The organism is Streptomyces sp. NPDC059009 (assembly GCF_042740175.1).
GTDB lineage: Bacteria > Actinomycetota > Actinomycetes > Streptomycetales > Streptomycetaceae > Streptomyces.
Genome location: NZ_JBHYJB010000015.1, coordinates 56153 through 76317, shown reverse-complemented (window position 1 = coordinate 76317; position 20165 = coordinate 56153). Strand labels below are relative to the sequence as shown.

General features: G+C 71.7%; 1 protein-coding gene. It reads left to right on the top strand.

Annotated features, from left to right (window positions below; translation table 11 throughout):
* Positions 1-230 precede the first annotated feature (230 nt).
* Positions 231-20117 (top strand): non-ribosomal peptide synthase/polyketide synthase, encoded by a 19887-nt coding sequence (locus tag ACFWYM_RS17210; RefSeq protein WP_384836886.1) that lies wholly within the window; start codon positions 231-233, stop codon positions 20115-20117.
* Positions 20118-20165 lie beyond the last annotated feature (48 nt).

Below are 20165 nucleotides of genomic sequence, written 5' to 3'. Positions count from 1 at the left end.
CCCGTACTCGCTTTCATGGCTCCTTTCCATGTTCTTTCGCGGTTCTATTCCTGCTGCCGCCCGTGCGACCTGACCGGAATGTTCCGGTCCGGAAATTGCCTTCGGTGGCCGACCGGAGTGTGCAACTGCGCGATTGACTTGGGGAGTTGTCCTATTAAGACTGAGTAGCTGCGCAGTTGAGACGTGTGTTACGTGCGCCCGCACCCGTGTCGAGCATCGCAAGGAGTTTGGTGGCCATGCAGTCTTCCGGCTATTTCAAGGTGTCCCCCCGGCAGGAAGGCATTTGGCTGTCACAGAAGTTCGCCCCGGACCAGTCGAACGTCATCGGCGTGCGCTGGACGATCGAGGGTGAATTGGATGTCCCGCATTTCCTCCGGACGCTCCGGCATGTATTCAGCGAACACAGCAACGCCCTCGTCAATTTCGTGGAGACCGACGACGGCCTGCGGCAAGTGGTGCGGGACATCGGCGACTGGGAGCCGTTCTTCGCCGACATGAGCGGCGAGCCCGAACCGGAGGCCGCGGCACGGGAGTTCGTCGCCGACCTCGACCGCACGCCCTTCGACTTCGAGCGTGACCTGCTGTTCCGCGCGGGCCTCCTCAAGCTCGGCGAGACCCGGTTCATGCTGGCGCTGGTCATCCACCACGTGGTGACCGACGGCTACGGGACGATGCGCCTCCTCATGCGCCGCTTCAACGAGGTCCACGCGGCCCTGAAGCACGGCACCCCGCTGCCCGAGTGCACGTCCGCGGGGCCGGAGCAGATCAACGAGGAGGACGTCCGCTACTACGGATCCGCCCAGTTCGAGGAGGACGCGGCGTACTGGCGGGCCTATCTGGAGGACCTGCCCCCGGCCGGGCGTCTCCAGGGCGAGCGCAGCTCCGACACCCATGTGTCGCTGCGCCGCGTCGTGGACGTCGAGAGCGGTGAGATGGCCCGGTGGACCGAGGCCGCCGCGTCCATCGGGGTGTCGACACCCGTATTCCTGACGGCCGCGACGGCCGCGTTCTTCCGCTCCATGGGAAACCCGGAGGAGTTCACCCTCTCCACGCCCGCGGCCAGCCGCGGCGGCATCCTGCGGAACACGTACGGAATGCGGGCCAATATCGTCCCGCTGCGGGTGCGGGTCCCGCTGTCCGCCAGTTTCGCCGACGTCGCCCACGCGGTGGGTGCCGACATGAAAGCCGGAGTGAAGCACTCCGCCTACGAAGTCGCCGCCATTCGGCGCGTGCAGGGCCTGGACGGTTCGATCGCCAGCTCGCCTTTCGGTACGTGCGTCAACGTCCTTCCCTTTGTCACGGGAATGGAAATCGACGGCTGCACGGCGACCTGGGACGGCTGCACCCCGGGCGTCACCGACGAGTTGATGATGATTATGTTCTACGACAGCCGGGTCGTGGGCGATCTGCAGATCTCCTTCGAGGGAAATGGGCAGCACTACAGCGACACGGATCTGGGTCTCTACTCCTCCCAATGGCTCGCATTCGTGCGGGCGTTGGCGGCGGATCCGCGGATCGCGGTGGGCCGGATCGACGTCCTGGCGGCCGACGAACGGGAGCGGCTGGCCGCGCTCAACGAGACGTCGGCACCGACGGCGGCGGCGTCCCTTCCGGAGCTGTTCCAGGGGCAGGTGCACGCCCACGCCGACGCGGTCGCCGTCACCTGCGAGGGAACCGACTTCTCGTACGGAGAGCTGAACGCGCGCGCGAACCGGCTGGCGCGCGTACTGGTCGAGCGCGGGGTGCGGCGCGGTTCTGTGGTGGCGGTGTCGTTGCCGCGGTCCGCCGACCTCGTCGCGGGGCTGCTCGCGGTGTGGAAGGCCGGAGGCGCGTATCTGCCCGTCGACCCCAAGTACCCCAGCCACCGGCTCGACTACATCCTCGGCGAGGCCCGGCCCCATCTGATCCTCATGGACTCCGACACCGTGTCCGTGCTCCCGCAGAGCGACGACGCCGAGGTGCTCTTCCTCGACGAGGTCGACCTGGCCACCGGCGACGGAAGCGATCCCGACGCCCAACGAGCCGTAACAGAAGCCGACTTGGCGTATGTGATGTACACGTCCGGTTCGAGCGGGACGCCCAAGGGCGTGGCGATCAGCCACGGCAACCTCGTCAACGGCGTCTCCCGCCTGCGCGAGTGCATCGCCGCCGGTCCCGGGCGCCGCGCCCTGGCGAGCACGTCCATCAACTTCGATGTGTCCGTCTTCGAGATCTTCACCAGCCTCTGCCACGGCGGGTCCATCGAGATGGTCCGCGACGTCCTGGTGCTCGGCGAGAGCGGCCGGGGCGCGTGGGGCGGCCACATCATCTCCACCGTGCCGTCCGCCTTCGCCGAGCTGGTGGACCAACTGGCGGGGAACCCGACGGTCGACACCCTGGTGTTCGCCGGTGAGGCGCTCCCCGGGAGCCTGGTGAGCCGGGTCAGGGAAGCCCTGCCGGGGGTCAGGATCGTCAACGCGTACGGGCAGACGGAGTCCTTCTACGCGACCACCCACACCCTCGACGGCGGGCGGAGCGGGGACGAGGAGCGGGGCGGCACCCCCATCGGGGCGCCCCTGGGGAACATGCGCACCTACGTCCTCAGCCCCGCGCTGCGGCCCGTACCTGCCGGTGTGGTGGGCGAGTTGTACGTGGGCGGCAGCATCGCGCGCGGGTACTACGGGCGGCCCGAGCTGACCGCGGACCGGTTCGTGCCGGACCCGTTCGGGGCCGAGCCCGGCGCCCGCATGTACCGCACGGGCGACCTCGCCCGCTGGAACGCGGACGGGCAGCTCGAATACCTGGGCCGCGACGACGCACAGGTGAAGGTGCGCGGCTTCCGTGTCGAGCCGGGCGAGGTCGAGGCCGCGCTCGTCGCGCACCCCGCCGTCGGCCAGGCCGTGGTGATCGCCCACGAGGCCGCCGGGCGTGCCGGGGACGCCGCCAACTCCGGGAAGCGCCTGGTGGGTTACGTCGTCCCCGTGGGCTCGGGCGGTGGCCGCTCCGGCGGCGCCGACCGGGGCGTCATGGAGCTGGACCTGGCCGCCGGGCTCTCGGTGCGGGAGCTCCGTGAGTTCGCCGCGAGCCGGCTGCCGGAGTTCATGGTGCCGTCGGCCTTCGTCGTCCTCGACCACCTGCCGCTGCTGCCCAACGGAAAGCTGGACCGGGCGGCGCTCCCGGAGCCGGAGTTCGGCGGGGGCCGGTACCGGGCGCCCCGCACACCGGTCGAGGAGATCCTCGCCGGGGTCTACGCGGGCGTCCTCGGACTGGAGCGGGTCGGCATCGACGACGACTTCTTCGTGGTCGGCGGCGACAGCATCCGCTCCATCCAGGTGGTCTCCCGGGCCCGCGCCCAAGGCGTCGAGGTCACGCCCCAGCAGATCTTCGAGCGGCGCACGGTCGCGGGCGTCGCCGAGGCGGCGGGCAACACCGGAGCCGCCGCCGTCCTGGAGGAGTTCGAGGGCGGGGGCACGGGAGCGGTGCCGCTGCTGCCGATCGCGGCCTACATGCTCGAACTCGGCGGCTACGACCAGTTCGCGATGGCCATGCTGCTCGACCTCCCCGAGGGCATCGACCTGCCCGGCCTCACGGCGACCCTGAGCGCCGTCGTGGACCACCACGACGTGCTGCGCTCACGCCTGGTCCTCGACGGTACGGGCGGCCCCGATGCCTCCCTCCACGTCGGTCCGGCGGGCTCCGTGGACGTGGCGCAGCTGATCCACCGCGTCGAGCACGACGGCGCGTGGGCGGGCGAGGAGTGGGACCGCCTGGTGGCGGCCGAGCTGGACGCGGCGGCCCGGCTCCTCAAGCCGGCCGACGGCATGATGGCCCGCTTCGTGTGGTTCACCCCGACGTCGGAAGGCACCCCGACACCAGGAGACAGCCCGACGTCAGGAGGCAAGGGGCGGCTCTGGGTGGTCCTCCACCACCTCGTCGTCGACGGAGTGTCCTGGCGGATCCTGCTGCCCGACCTCGCCGAGGCATGGAAGGCCGTACGGGAAGGCGCGGCGCCGGAGCTCCCGGCCACCGGGACGTCGGTGCGGCGCTGGACGCACGCCCTCATCGACGAGGCCCACAGCACCGAACGGCTCGCCGAGATGGACCTGTGGCGGTCCGTCCTCGACGGCCCGGACCCGCTCCTCGGCTCGCGGGCGCTGGACCCGGAGGTGGATGTGATGTCCACCGTCGACCGCGTCCGCGTGCGGGTGTCGCCCTCGGTCACCGAGGCGCTGCTCGCATCGGTGCCCGCCGTGTTCCGCGGTGGTGTGCAGGACGGGCTGCTGACCGCGCTCGCGGTGGCCGTCGCCAAGTGGCGGCGCGGACGCGGGGTGGAGGAGTCGTCCGCGCTCATCAAGCTGGAGGGTCACGGGCGGGAGCAGGAGGTCGTGGCGGGCGCCGATCTGTCGAGCACTGTGGGCTGGTTCACGAGCATGTTCCCGGTGCGTGTGGACACGGCCGGGTTCGACCTCGATGACGCGCTGGCCGGTGGTGCGGCCATGGGCGGGGTCCTGAAAGCAGTGAAGGAGCAGCTGCTCGCCGTACCGGACAAGGGACTCGGCTTCGGTCTGCTGCGCTACCTCAACGACGAGACGGGCGCCGAACTGGCCCGGCACGCGACGGGACAGATCGGCTTCAACTACCTCGGCCACTTCTCCGCCGCCACCGACATGCCCGACCACCTCCGCGGCCTCGGCTGGACCCAGGCGGCCGAGCTCGCGGCGCCGCCCGGCGCGGACCGGCCCGCGATGTCGACCGTCGACATCAACGTCCTCGTCGTCGACACCGGCCAGGGCGGTCAGCTGGACGCCACCATCGGATTCCCCACGGGCGTGCTCGACCGCGCGGAGGTGCAGCAGCTCGCGGACCTGTGGTGCGAGGCCCTGGAGGGCATCGCCCGTCATGTGTCGGCCCCGGACGCAGGCGGCCGCACCCCGTCGGACCTGCCGCTGGTCCGGGCCACCCAGCAGGACATCGAGGACTGGGAGCGCCGCCACCCGACACTGACCGACGTCTGGCCCCTCACCCCCCTCCAGTCCGGCCTGCTCTTCCACACGATGCTGGCCGACGCCACCTACGACGCGTACCAGATGCAGCTGGCCTTCCACCTCGAGGGCCGGGTCGACCCGGAGCGCATGCGGGCGGCCGGACAGGCGCTCCTCGACCGCCACGCCAACCTGCGCACCGCCTTCGTCACCGACTCCGCGGGCCACCAGGTCCAGATCGTGGTCGACGGCGCCGAACTCCCCTGGCACGAGCTCGACTTGACCGGACTCGGCGACAGCGCCGCCCGCACCGAAGCCTTCGAGAGCTTCCTCGTCGAGGACCACGGGACGCACTTCGACCCGGCCGCGCCGCCCATGCTCCGACTGACGCTGGTCAGGATGGCCCCCGACCACAGCGAACTCGTCCTGACCGCCAACCACGTCCTCTTCGACGGCTGGTCGTTCCCCATCCTGATGCGGGACCTCCTCATGCTGTACGGGGCGCACGGCGACCCCGCGGGCCTGCCCGGGGTGCGTGGCTACCGCGACTTCCTGGCCTGGCTGGACGGCCAGGACCACGAGGCGTCCGCGCGGGCCTGGGCGCGGGAACTCGACGGCGTGGAGGAGCCCACGCTGCTCCTGCCCGGAGCCGTCACCGACACCGAGAGCACGGGCATCGGCCAGGCCGGAGTGCCGCTGTCGGCCGAGGAGGCCAAGGGGCTTGTGCGCCGGGCCGCCGAACTCGGGGTCACGCTCAACACGCTCGTGCAGGGTGCCTGGGCGGTGCTGCTGGGGCAGCTGACGGGCCGCTCGGACGTGGTGTTCGGCGCGACGGTGTCCGGTCGCCCGGCCGCGGTGCCGGGGGTCGACGCGATGGTCGGCATGTTCATCAACACCCTTCCCGTACGCGTGCAGTGCGCACCCGGCGACTCCTTCGCCGACCTTCTGCGGGGCCTCCAGCAGCGGCAGGGCGCCCTCCTGGACCATCACCACCACGGGCTCTCCGACATCCAGCAGGACCTGGGCATCCAGACGCTCTTCGACACCCTGGTGGTGTTCGAGTCCTATCCCGTGGACCGCCTCGGCATCAACGAGGCGAACGACGCGGCCGGCATCGCCGTCACCGGCATCCGCCCCGTCTCCAGCACCCACTACCCGCTCACCGTGATGGCCGAGGTCGACCCCCAACTGCGGCTGGCCCTGCACTACCAGCGCCACCTGTTCCAGCAGGACTCGGCCGACGAGATCGCCGCCCGACTGGCGCGTGTGCTACGGCAGTTGGTGGCCGATCCGCAGGGCGCCGTGGGTCGGGTCGATGTGCTGGCGGACGGTGAGCGGGAGCGGTTCGCCGCGCTCAATGAGACGTCGGTGCCGGTGGCCGGGGCTTCGGTGCCGGAGCTGTTCGAGCGCCAAGTAAGTGTGGATGCGGGTGCGTTGGCTGTGGTGTGCGAGGGTGTCGAGTTCTCGTACGCGGAGGTGAACGCGCGGGCGAACCGGCTGGCGCGCGTACTGGTCGAGCGCGGGGTGGGGCGCGGTTCCGTGGTGGCGGTGTCGCTGCCCCGGTCCGCGGATCTGGTCACCGGGCTGCTGGCGGTGTGGAAGGCCGGGGGCGCGTATCTGCCGGTCGACCCGAAGTACCCGAGCCACCGGCTGGACTTCATCCTGGGCGAGGCCCGGCCGGAGCTGGTCCTCACGGACTCGGACACAGTGGGGGTCCTGCCGGAGACGAGTGCGATCGACTCGCTGTTCCTGGATGAGATCGACCTGCTCGCCGGGGACGGCAGCGACCTCGGGGCCGAACACGCCGTAGGCGGCGCCGACTTGGCGTATGTGATGTACACGTCCGGTTCGAGCGGCACTCCGAAGGGCGTGGCCGTCACGCACGGCAATGTCGTCAACGGTGTGTCCCGCCTCAGTGAATGCATCGCGGCCGGTCCGGGCCGCCGTGCCCTGGCGAGCACGTCCATCAACTTCGATGTGTCCGTCTTCGAGCTGTTCACCAGCCTGTGCCACGGCGGCTCGATCGAGATCGTCCGTGACGTCCTGGTGCTCGGCGAGCGCGCGGGGTGGGACGGTCAGGTCATCTCCACCGTGCCCTCCGCTTTCGCCGAGCTGGCTGACCAGTTGGCGGACAACGCGGCGACGGTCGACACCCTGGTCTTCGCGGGCGAGGCACTGCCCGCGGGCCTGGTCGCCCGCGTCCGGGAGCTGTTCCCGGGGGTTCGGGTCGTCAACGCGTACGGGCAGACGGAGTCCTTCTACGCGACCACGTACACCGTCGACGGTGACCATGACGGGCATGACCATGCCGCCGTGATCCCCATCGGCTCGCCGCTGGGCAACATGCGCACCTACGTCCTCAACTCCGCGCTCCAGCAGGTCCCTTCAGGCGTGGTGGGGGAGCTGTACGTCGGCGGAAGCATCGCGCACGGCTACCACGGCCGACCCGACCTGACCGCCGACCGTTTCGTGGCCGACCCGTTCAGCGCGGTGCCCGGCGCCCGCATGTACCGCACCGGGGACCTGGCCCGCTTCGACGCCGACGGGCGGCTGGAGTACCTCGGCCGCAGCGACAGTCAAGTCAAGGTGCGTGGGTTCCGCGTCGAGCCGGGCGAGGTCGAAGCTGCGCTGACCGCGCACCACGCCGTCGCGCAGGCCGCCGTCATCGTCCGCGACGGTGCGGGGGCCAACACCGGTCAGCAGCTGGCCGGTTACGTCGTGGCGGCCCCGGAAGGCGGGCTCACGGTCGAGGACCTGAGGAGGTTCGTGGCCGACCGGCTGCCCGAGTTCATGGTTCCGGCGGCCTTCGTCCTCCTCGACCGGCTCCCCCTCCTCCCGAACGGGAAGCTGGACCGGCGGGCCCTGCCCGAGCCGGAGTTCACCGTCGTCGCACACCGGGCGCCCCGCACCACCGGAGAAGAGGCCCTGGCCGGGCTGTTCGCCGAGGTCCTCGGCTTCAGCCCGGAGCGGCCGGTCGGCATCGACGACAGCTTCTTCGCCCTCGGCGGGCACTCGCTCCTGGCGACGCGGCTGATCAGCCGCGTCCGCACCGAACTCGGCGCCGAGATACCGATCAAGACAGTCTTCACGTCGCCGACCGTCGCCGAACTCGCCGCGCACCTGGCCGTGGGCACCACCCCGCTGCGCCGCACCCTCCGCCGGGTGACCCGGCGCCCCGACAGGCTGCCCCTGTCCTTCGCCCAGCGCCGCCTGTGGTTCATGGACAAGTTCGAGGGCCCGTCGGCCACGTACAACATCCCGCTGCACCTGAAGCTCACCGGCGAGCTCGACACCGATGCCCTCGCCGCCGCGCTCCGGGACGTCGTCGCCCGGCACGAGAGCCTGCGCACCGTGTTCGCCGAGGACACCGACGGGGTGCCCCTGCAAGTGGTGCTGCCCGTGGCCGAGACGGTCCCGGACGTGCCCGTGGTGGCGGTGGCGGCGGACGAGGTGTCCGGGGCCGTCGCCGAGGCGGCCCGGTACGCCTTCGACCTGTCCTCGGAGATCCCCCTGCGCGCCCGCGTCCTGCGCGTGCGGCCCGACGAGCACATCCTCTCCCTCGTCCTCCACCACATCGCGGGGGACGGCGAGTCGATCGCCGCGCTGATCCGCGAGGTCTCGGCGGCCTACGCCGCCCACCGCGAGGGCCGCGTGCCCGAGGTGCCCGAACTGCCCGTCCAGTACGCCGACTACACCCTGTGGCAGCGCGAACTCCTCGGCGAGGAGGCCGACCCGGACAGCCTCCTGTCCGCCCAGACCGGCTACTGGCAGGAGGCCCTCGCCGGGATTCCGCAGCCGCTCCAGCTCCCGACGGACCGGCCGCGCCCGCCCAAGGCCAGCCACCGCGGCGACATGACCGAGTTCACCCTGGACGGCGAACTCCTGGCGCGCATAGAGCAGTTGGCGCAGGAGCGCGACGTGACCGTCTCGATGGTCATGCAGGCGGCGCTCGCCGTGCTGCTGCGCCAGCTGGGCGCGGGCGACGACATCGCCATCGGCTCCCCGATCGCGGGCCGCACCGACGAGGCCCTGAACGACCTCATCGGGTTCTTCGTCAACACCTGGGTGCTGCGCGCCGAGCTCACCCGGCCGCTGTCCTTCGACGGACTGCTGGAGCAGGTGAAGGAGAAGGCGCTCGGCGCCTACGGAAACCAGGACGCACCCTTCGAGCGTCTGGTGGAGCTCCTCAACCCGGACCGCTCCACCGCCCACCACCCGCTGTTCCAGGTCATGTTCGCCTGGCAGAACTTCACCCAGGCCGACTTCGCCCTGCCGGGCCTCCGCGTGGACTTCGTGCACGCGACCACCGGCACTGCCAAGTTCGACCTGTTCTTCAACCTCACGGAGCGCACGGCCGACACCGGCGCACGGGACGTCCAGGGCCTCGTCGAGTACGCCACCGACCTCTTCGACCGCGCGACGGCCGAGCGCATCGCCGACCGATTCGTGCGGGTGCTGCGGCAGTTGACGGCCGAACCGCAGGCGGCGGTCGGCCAGGTGGACGTCCTCGCACCCGGCGAGCGCGCGTGGCTGGCCGCGCTGAACGAGACGTCGGCGCCCGCGGCGGCCGCCCTGACTCCACAGCTCTTCGAGCGGCAGGCGCGGGACCGTGCCGATGAGGTCGCCGTGGTGTGCGAGGGCGTCGAGTTCTCGTACGCGGAGCTGAACGCGCGGGCGAACCGGCTGGCGCGCGTACTGGTCGAGCGCGGGGTGGGGCGCGGTTCCGTGGTGGCGGTGTCGCTGCCCCGGTCCGCCGACCTCGTCGCGGGACTGCTCGCGGTGTGGAAGGCCGGGGGCGCGTATCTGCCGGTCGACCCCAAGTACCCCAGCCACCGGCTGGACTTCATCCTCGGTGAGGCCGCGCCGTGCGTGATCCTCACGGACTCGGACACGGTCGCCGTGCTCCCGCAGAGCGGTGACGCCGAGGTGCTGTTCCTGGATGAGATCGACCTGCTCGCCGGGGACGGCGGCGACCTCGGGGCCGAACACGCCGTAGGCGGCGCCGACTTGGCGTATGTGATGTACACGTCCGGTTCGAGCGGCACCCCGAAGGGCGTGGCCGTCACGCACGGCAATGTCGTCAACGGTGTGTCCCGCCTCAGTGAATGCATCGCGGCCGGTCCGGGCCGCCGTGCCCTGGCGAGCACGTCCATCAACTTCGATGTGTCCGTCTTCGAGCTGTTCACCAGCCTGTGCCACGGCGGCTCGATCGAGATCGTCCGCGACGTCCTGGTCCTGGGCGAGCGCGGCCGCGAGACATGGCCCGGCAACATCATCTCCACCGTCCCGTCCGCTTTCGCCGAGCTGGCTGACCAGTTGGCGGGCAACGCGACGGTCGACACCCTGGTCTTCGCGGGCGAGGGGCTCCCGGCGGGCCTGGTGAGCCGGGTGCGGGAGCTGTTCCCGGGGGTTCGGGTCGTCAACGCGTACGGGCAGACGGAGTCCTTCTACGCGACCACGTACTCCGTCGACGGTGACCATGACGGGCACGATCATGCCGCCGTCACTCCTATCGGCTCGCCGCTGGGCAACATGCGCACCTACGTCCTCAACTCCGCGCTCCAGCAGGTCCCTTCAGGCGTGGTGGGGGAGCTGTACGTCGGCGGAAGCATCGCGCACGGCTACCACGGCCGACCCGACCTGACCGCCGACCGTTTCGTGGCCGACCCCTTCAGCGCGGTGCCCGGCGCCCGCATGTACCGCACCGGGGACCTGGCCCGCTTCGACGCCGACGGGCGGCTGGAGTACCTCGGCCGCAGCGACAGCCAGGTCAAGGTGCGTGGGTTCCGCGTCGAGCCGGGCGAGGTCGAGGCCGCGCTGACCGCGCACCCCGCCGTCGCGCAGGCCGCCGTCCTCGTCCGCGACGGTGCGGGGGCCAACACCGGTCAGCAGCTGGTCGGTTACGTCGTCCCGTTCTCCACCCGGCGCGACGGCGATGACGCCGAGGGCGCGGGCGTGGGGGACAGCGAGTACGTCCTCGCGGGCCGTCTCTCCGTACGGGATGTGCGGTCGTTCGTGTCGGGCAGGCTGCCCGAGTTCATGGTGCCGTCGGCCCTCGTGCTCCTCGACCGGCTTCCGTTGATGCCGAACGGGAAGCTGGACCGGGCCGCGCTGCCGGAGCCCGAGCCGGCCGGGGGCGAGTACCGGGCGCCGCGCACGCGCGTCGAGGAGATCCTCGCGGGCGTCTATGCGGGCGTCCTGGGCCTCGACCGCGTGGGCGTCGACGACGACTTCTTCGTGGTCGGCGGCGACAGCATCCGCTCCATCCAGGTGGTCACCCGGGCGCGTGCGCAGGGCGTCGAGGTGACCCCCCGGCAGATCTTCGAACACCGGACCGTGGCGGAGCTCGCCGAGGCGGCCGGGAGCACGGGGAGCGTCGCCGCCCTGGAGGAGTTCGAGGGCGGGGGCACCGGTGTGGTGCCGCTGCTGCCCGTCGCCGCGTACCTGCTCGAACTGGGCGGCGGACACCGCCGGTTCGCCATGTCCCTCGCGGTGGACCTGCCCCGCGGCATCGACGCGGAGGGTCTGCACGCGACGCTGCGCGCGGTCGTCGACCGCCACGACGTCCTGCGCTCCCGCCTCGACCTCGACGAGAGCGGCGGGAGCCTGCGCATCGACCCGGTGGGCTCGGCCGACGTGCCCGCCCTGGTGCGCCGCGTCGCCTGGGACGGAACGGACTGGCAGCGTCGCGCGGCCGCCGAACTGGACGCCGCCGTCGGCCGGTTGGACCCGGCGGGCGGGGTCATGGCCCAGTTCGTCTGGTTCGACAGGGACGAGAGCGCAGGGGAGAGCGCGGAGGCAGACACGGGGCAGGGCGATGGCGCGGGCCGTCTGCTCCTCGCCCTGCATCACCTCGTCGTCGACGGAGTGTCCTGGCGGATCCTGCTGCCCGACCTCGCCGAGGCATGGAGGCGCGTACGGGAAGGCGCGGCGCCGGAGCTGCCGGCCGCCGGGACGTCGGTGCGGCGCTGGACGCACGCCCTCATGGACGAGGCTCACAGCCTTGCGCGCACGGCCGAACTGCCCTTGTGGCAGGCGGTTGTCGACGGCCCGGACCCGCTCCTGGGCTCGCGGGCGCTGGACCCGGAGGTGGATGTGATGTCCACCGTCGACCGCGTCCGCGTGCGGGTGTCGCCGTCCGTCACGGAAACCCTGCTCACATCGGTGCCCGCTGCCTTCCGTGGCGGCGTGAACGACGGGCTGCTGACCGCGCTCGCGGTGGCCGTCGCCAAGTGGCGGCGGGGGCGTGGAGTGGAGGAGTCGTCCGCGCTCATCAAGCTGGAGGGTCACGGGCGGGAGCAGGAGGTCGTGGCGGGCGCGGACCTGTCGAGCACTGTGGGCTGGTTCACGAGCATGTTCCCGGTGCGTGTGGACACGGCCGGGTTCGACGTCGACGACGCGCTGGCCGGTGGTGCGGCCATGGGCGGGGTCCTGAAAGCAGTGAAGGAGCAGCTGCTCGCCGTACCGGACAAGGGACTCGGCTTCGGTCTGCTGCGCTACCTCAACGACGAGACGAGCACGGAACTGGCCCGGCACCCCACCGGACAGATCAGCTTCAACTACCTCGGCCGCTTCTCCGCCGCCGACATGCCCGACCACCTGCGCGGCCTCGGCTGGACCCAGGTGCCGGACACCGACACCGTGACCGCGGACCTGGACGCCGACATGCCGGTGATGTCGACCGTCGAGTTCAACTCGATGGTGGTCGACACCGACGAGGGCGGCCGGCTCGACGCGGTCATCGGGTTCCCCACGGGTGTCCTCGACCGCGCGGAGGTGCAGGAGCTCGCGGACCTGTGGTGCGAGGCCCTGGAGGGCATCGCCCGGCATGTGTCCGCCCCGGACGCGGGCGGGTTCACGCCCTCGGACCTGCCGCTCGTGCGGGCCACCCAGCAGGACATCGAGGTCTGGGAGCGCCGCTACCCGGCCCTCTCGGACGTGTGGCCGCTCACGGCCCTCCAGTCCGGGCTCCTGTTCCACGCCATGCTCAACGACGACGACTTCGACGCGTACCAGATGCAGCTGGCCTTCCGCATCGAGGGCCAGGTCGACCCGGACCGCATGCGGGCGGCCGGACAGGCGCTCCTGGACCGGTACCCCAACCTCCGCACCGCGTTCACGTACGACCTGCGCGGCGACCTCGTCCAGATCGTCAGCGAGAACGTCGAACTGCCGTGGCGGCACATCGACGTGAGCGGCCTCGCCGACGACGCCCGCACCGAAGCCTTCGAGCGGCTCCTCGCCGAGGACCACGCCGCGCACTTCGACCCGGCAGCCCCTCCGCTGCTGCGGATGACACTGGTGCGCATGGGCGAGGACGACGCCCAACTCGTCCTCACCGCGCACCACGTCCTCTTCGACGGCTGGTCGTTCCCCATCCTGATGCAGGACATCCTGCGCCTGTACGGGGCGCACGGCGCCGCGACCGCGCTGCCGCGGGTGCGTGGCTACCGCGACTTCCTGGCCTGGCTGGACGGCCAGGACCACGAGGCGTCCGCGCGGGCCTGGGCGCGGGAACTCGACGGCGTGGAGGAGCCCACGCTGCTCCTGCCCGGCGCCGTCACCGACGTCGAGAGCACGGGCATCGGCCAGGTGAGCACGCCCCTGTCGGCGGCGGACGCCAGGGCGCTGGTGCGCCGGGCCGCCGAGCTGGGCGTCACGGTGAACACGCTCGTGCAGGGCGCCTGGGCGGTGCTGCTGGGGCAGCTGACGGGCCGCTCGGACGTGGTGTTCGGCGCGACGGTGTCCGGTCGCCCGCCCGCGGTGCCGGGCGTGAACGCGATGGTCGGCATGTTCATCAACACCCTTCCCGTACGCGTGCAGTGCGCACCCGGCGATTCGCTCGCGGAGCTCTTGCGCGGGCTGCAGCAGCGGCAGGGCGCCCTGCTGGACCATCACCACCACGGGCTGTCCGACATCCAGCAGTCCATGGGGCTCAAGGAACTGTTCGACACCCTGGTCGTCTTCCAGTCCTACCCCGTCGACCAGGTCGCCCTCGCCGAGGCCAACACGGCGGGCGGCATCTCCTTCACCGGCATCCGCCCGATGTCCGGCACCCACTACCCGCTCACCTTGATGGTCGGCGCCGACCCCCACCTCCAAGTGCACCTCCAATACCAGCCGAGCGCGCTGGAACGGGATGCCGTCGAGACGATCGCCGCCCGACTCGCCTCTGTACTGGGGCAGTTGGTGGCGGACCCGCAGATCCCGGTGGGCCGGGTCGATGTGCTGGCGGACGGTGAGCGGGAGCGGTTCGCCGCGCTCAACGCGACGTCGGTGCCGGTGGCCGGGGCTTCGGTGCCGGAGCTGTTCGAGCGCCAAGTGGGTGTGGATGCGGGCGCGTTGGCCGTGGTGTGCGAGGGTGTCGAGTTCTCGTACGCGGAGGTGAACGCGCGGGCGAACCGGCTGGCGCGGGTGCTGGTCGAGCGCGGGGTGCGGCGTGGTTCCGTCGTCGCGGTGTCGCTGCCTCGGTCCGCCGATCTCGTGGTCGGGCTGCTGGCGGTGTGGAAGGCCGGGGGCGCGTATCTGCCGGTCGATCCGAAGTACCCGAGCCACCGCCTTGGCTTCATCCTCGGTGAGGCCGCGCCGCATGTGATCCTCACGGATTCGGACACGGTGGCTGTGCTGCCGGAGAATGCCGCAGCCGAGGTGCTGTTCCTGGATGAGGTGGACCTGCTCGCCGGGGACGGGAGCGATCTCGGGAACGAACACGCTGTAGGCGGCGCCGACTTGGCATACGTGATGTACACGTCCGGTTCGAGCGGCACCCCGAAGGGCGTGGCCGTCACGCACGGCAATGTGGTGAACGGTGTCTCGCGCCTCAGCGAGTGCATCGCGGCCGGTCCGGGCCGTCGCGCCCTGACGAGCACGTCCATCAACTTCGATGTGTCCGTCTTCGAGCTGTTCACCAGCCTGTGCCACGGTGGCTCGATCGAGATCGTCCGCGACGTCCTGGTGCTCGGCGAGCGCGCGGGCTGGGACGGTCAGGTCATCTCCACCGTGCCCTCCGCTTTCGCCGAGCTGGCCGACCAGTTGGCGGGCAACGCGACGGTCGACACCCTGGTCTTCGCGGGCGAGGCGCTGCCCGCGGGCCTGGTGGCCCGCGTCCGGGAGCTGTTCCCGGGGGTTCGGGTCGTCAACGCGTACGGGCAGACGGAGTCCTTCTACGCGACCACCTTCACCCTCCACGGGGATCAGGACTGGGACGGCCAGGGCGGCTCCGCGCCGATCGGCTCGCCGCTGGGCAACATGCGCACCTACGTCCTCAACTCCGCGCTCCAGCCCGTTCCTTCGGGTGTGGTGGGGGAGCTGTACGTGGGCGGAAGCGTCGGCCGTGGCTACCACGGGCGGCCGGACCTGACCGCCGACCGGTTCGTGGCCGACCCCTTCAGCGCGGTGCCCGGCGCCCGCATGTACCGCACGGGCGACCTCGCTCGCTTCGGTGCCGACGGGCGGCTGGAGTACCTCGGCCGCAGCGACAGTCAGGTCAAGGTCCGCGGTTTCCGCGTCGAGCCGGGCGAGGTCGAGGCCGTGCTCACCACGCACCCGGCCCTCACTCAGGCCGCCGTCATCGTCCGTGAAGGAGCCGGAGCCCACACCGGTCAGCAGCTCGTCGGCTATGCCGTGACCAGCGAGAGCAAGGGGCTCGCGCGGGAGCGGCTCACGGTGGCGGAGGTGCGAGGGTTCGTCGCCGACCGGCTGCCCGAGTTCATGGTCCCGGCAGCCTTCGTCCTCCTCGACCGGCTCCCCCTCCTCCCGAACGGGAAGCTGGACCGGCGGGCCCTGCCCGAGCCGGAGTTCACCGCCGTCGCACACCGGGCGCCGCGCACCACCGGGGAGGAGACCCTGGCCGGGCTGTTCGCCGAGGTCCTCGGCTTCAGCCCGGAGCGGCCGGTCGGTATCGACGACAGCTTCTTCGCTCTCGGCGGGCACTCGCTCCTGGCGACGCGGCTGGTCAGCCGCGTCCGCACCGAATTCGGTGCCGAGATACCGATCAAGACGGTCTTCACGTCGCCGACGGTCGCCGAACTCGCCGTCCATCTCGGGGCGGAGAACACCACTCCGCTGCGGCGCCCCCTCCAGCGGGTCACGGAACGGCCCGGGAAGCTGCCGCTGTCCTTCGCCCAGCGCCGCCTGTGGTTCATGGACAAGCTGGAAGGGCCGTCCGCCACGTACAACATCCCGCTGAACCTGAAGCTCACCGGCGAGCTCGACACGGACGCTCTTGCCGCCGCGCTCCGGGACGTCGTCGCCCGGCACGAGAGCCTGCGCACCGTGTACGTGGAGGACGCCGACGGGACGCCCGCGCAGGTGGTGCTGCCCGTGGACCAGGTGGACTTCGAGGTGCCCGTCGTCGACGTCGCAATGGACGGAGGAGCCGCGGCCGGGGAAGTCGATGACGTCCTGGCCGAGGCGGCCGCCTACGAGTTCAGGCTCGGCGCGGAGATCCCCGTGCGCGCCCGCATCGTGCGCGTCCGTGCCGACGAGCACATCCTCGCCCTCGTGATCCACCACATCGCGACGGACGGCGGGTCCATGGGGCCGCTGGTGCGGGAGGTCTCGGCGGCCTACACCGCACGCCGCGAGGGGCGGGCGCCGGACTTCACCGAACTGCCCGTCCAGTACGCCGACTACACCCTGTGGCAGCGCGAGCTGCTCGGGGACGCGGCCGACCCCGACAGCGTCCTGTCCCGTCAGTCCGAGTACTGGCGCCAGGAGCTGACGGACGTGCCGCAGCCGATCCAGCTGCCCACCGACCGCCCCCGGCCGGAGCGGGCCAGCCACCGGGGTGAGCTGCTCGACTTCACCATCGACGGTGAACTCCTGGACGCCATCGAGGAGTTGGCGCTCGCGCGGGACGTCACCGTGTCCATGGTCATGCAGTCGGCGCTCGCCGTGCTGCTGCGCCGCCTCGGGGCGGGCGACGACATCACGATCGGCTCCCCGATCGCGGGCCGCACCGACGAGGCGCTCAGCGAACTGGTCGGGATCTTCGTGAACACCTGGGTGCTCCGTGCGGAGCTGGCGGACAACCCGACGTTCGCGCAGCTCGTGGGGCAGGTGCAGGGCAAGGCCCTGGCCGCCTACGACCACCAGGACGTGCCGTTCGAGCGTCTGGTGGAGGTGCTCAACCCGGAGCGCTCCACCGCGTACCCGCCGCTGTTCCAGGTGATGCTGTCCTGGCAGAACCTCGCCCGGCCGGACGTCGAACTGCCGGACCTAGAGGCCGAGTTCGTGTCCGTGCGGACCGGGGTGTCGAAGTTCGACCTGCTCTTCAACCTGACGGAGACCGGCGGTACCCGGGGTACCGGGGGTACCGGCGGCGCGGACGGGCGTCGGGTGGATGGGCTCATCGAGTACGCCTCCGACCTCTTCGACCGCGACTCCGTCGCGCGCCTCGCCGAGCGGTTCGTACGGGTGCTGCGCCAGGTCGTGGCGGACCCGGCGATCGCGGTCGACGACGTCGACGTCCTGGACGCCGCGGAGAAGGAGCGGCTGGCGCGCTGGGCCCGCGCGGGCGGGCCGGCCGGCCCCGTGCCCGACGTGACGCTGGCCGAGGCGTTCGAGGCACAGGCGGCCCGGGCGGCCGACAGCCTCGCGCTCACCTTCGACGGCGTGACGCTCGACTACGCCGAGCTCAACACGCGGGCCAACCGGCTCGCCCGCCTCCTCGCGGCCCGCGGCGCGGGACCCGGCCGGTTCGTGGCGGTCGCCCTGCCGCGCTCGGCCGACCTGGTCGTCGCGCTGCTCGCCGTCGTGAAGTCGGGGGCCGCGTACGTGCCCATCGACCCGGACAGCCCGGGGGACCGGATCGGCTACATCCTTCAGGACGCGGGCCCCGAGCTGCTCGTCACCACGGCGGAGGTCGCCGACCGGCTCCCCGACAGCGACGTGCCCCGCGTCCCGCTCGCCGAGGCCACGACGGAAGAGACCCTCTCCGGCCTGCCGGGCCACGACCTCGACCCGGCCGAGCGCACCGCACCGGCGGGCGCCGCCGACGCCGCGTACGTCATCTACACGTCCGGATCCACCGGACGCCCCAAGGGCGTCGTCGTCACGCACGAGAACGTGATGAACCTGTTCACCGCCTCCCAGGGCCTGTTCGGCTTCGACGGGGACGACGTGTGGACCATGTTCCACTCGTACGCCTTCGACTTCTCGGTGTGGGAGCTGTGGGGCCCGCTGCTCCACGGCGGCCGCCTGGTCATGGTCCCGTACGAGGTGAGCCGCTCCCCGCAGGACTTCCTCGCCCTGCTGGTACGGGAAGGGGTCACGGTCCTCAACCAGACGCCGTCCGCCTTCTACCAGCTGATGCGCGCCGACCGTGAGGCGCCGGAGCTGGGCGCCCAACTCGCCCTGCGGTACGTGGTGTTCGGCGGCGAGGCCCTCGACCTGGCGCAGCTCGGCGACTGGTACGGGCGGCACGCCGAGGACGCGCCGACCCTCGTCAACATGTACGGCATCACCGAGACGACCGTGCACGTCAGCCATCTCGCGCTCACCGAGGCGCTGGTCGCGGAGCAGACCGGCAGCACCATCGGCATCGGCCTGCCGGGCCTGGAGGTCCACGTCCTGGACGGGGCGCGCCGGCCGGTGCCCGCCGGGGTTCCGGGGGAGATGTACGTGGCGGGCGGCCAGCTCGCCCGCGGCTACCTGGGCCGCCCGGAGCTGACCGCCGAACGCTTCGTCGACAACCCCTTCGGCCCGCCCGGCAGCCGCCTCTACCGCTCCGGCGACCTGGCGCGCTGGACGCGGAACGGTCAACTGGAGTATCTGGGGCGGGCGGACGACCAGATCAAGCTGCGCGGCTTCCGCATCGAGCCGGGCGAGATCGAGGCGGCGCTGATCGCACAGGAGGGGGTGGCGGAGGCGCGCGTCCTGGTGCGCGCCGACGCGGTCGGGGACAGCGTCCTGACGGCGTACGTGGTGCCCGCGTCGGCCGGGGGCGGCGAAAGCAGCCGTTGCGAAGGCGGTGCCGCCGACGGCGGGCCCGAACCGGCCGCGCTGCGCGCCGCGTTGAAGGGCGTCCTGCCCTCGTACATGGTGCCGACCGCCTATGTCCTGATCGACGCCATCCCGCTGACCACCAACGGGAAGCTGAACCGCAAGGCGCTGCCCGCCCCCACCCCTGCCCTCACCACGGGCCGGACCGGGGCGGTCACCCCGCCGACCAACGCGGCCGAGCGGCGCATCGTCGAGGTCTGGAGCGAGGTCCTCGGCATCCCCGAGGTCGGCATCGACGACAACTTCTTCGACATCGGCGGCGACTCCTTCAAGGCCGTGACGCTCGCCCGCGCCATCGGCCAGGGGCTTTCCGTGATCGCGGTGTTCAAGAACCCCACGCCGCGCGCCCTCGCCGAGCACCTGGCCACCACCGACGGCGACGGCACGCACCGCTGGCTGCACCGGCTCACCCCGGACCGGGCCCCGGGTCAGGCCCCGCGGCACAGCATCGTCTGCATCCCCTACGGCGGCGGCAGCGCCACCGTGTACCAGCCGCTGGCCGAACAGCTGCCGGCGGACGTGGACCTGTGGACGGTGGCCCTGCCCGGCCACGACCCGGTGCTGCCCGACCAGCCCATGGTGGACCGCAACGAGTCCGTGGCCCGCCTCGCCGAGGAGATCACCGCCTCGGTCGAGGGACCGTTCAGCCTGTACGGGCACTGCGCGGGCACCCTGCTCGCGGTGCTCCTCGCCCGCGGACTGGAGGACCGGGAGCTGCCCCTGGCGGCGGTCCACCTGGGCGCGCCCTGGCAGATCGGCGAGTTCGCACCCGCCCTCACGGACGAGTCGATCGACGCCGCGCTCGCCACCAGCGACGAGGAACTGCACGCGTTCCTGGTCTCGCTGGGCGGCTTCGATCAGGCATTCGACGAGCGGGATCTGCAGCACGTGCTGCGCGTCCTGCGCCACGACATGGGCGAGGGCATCCGCTTCCTGGCCGACTCGGCGAAGGACTGGAACCGTCTCGACGCCCCCGTCCACGTGGTCATCGGCGACGCGGACCCGGCCACGGACGGCGTCGAGGTCGGCTACCGGGCGTGGGAGTACTACGCCCGCGAGGTGTCCCTCGAGGTGGTCCCGGGCGGGACGCACTACTTCGTGCAGGACCAGGCGGATCTCGTGGCGCGGATGATCTGCGAGCGGCTGCGATAGACCATTTCCCACCGGCCACGGGAGGGGCCGGCCGTGCGGCCCGGAGGG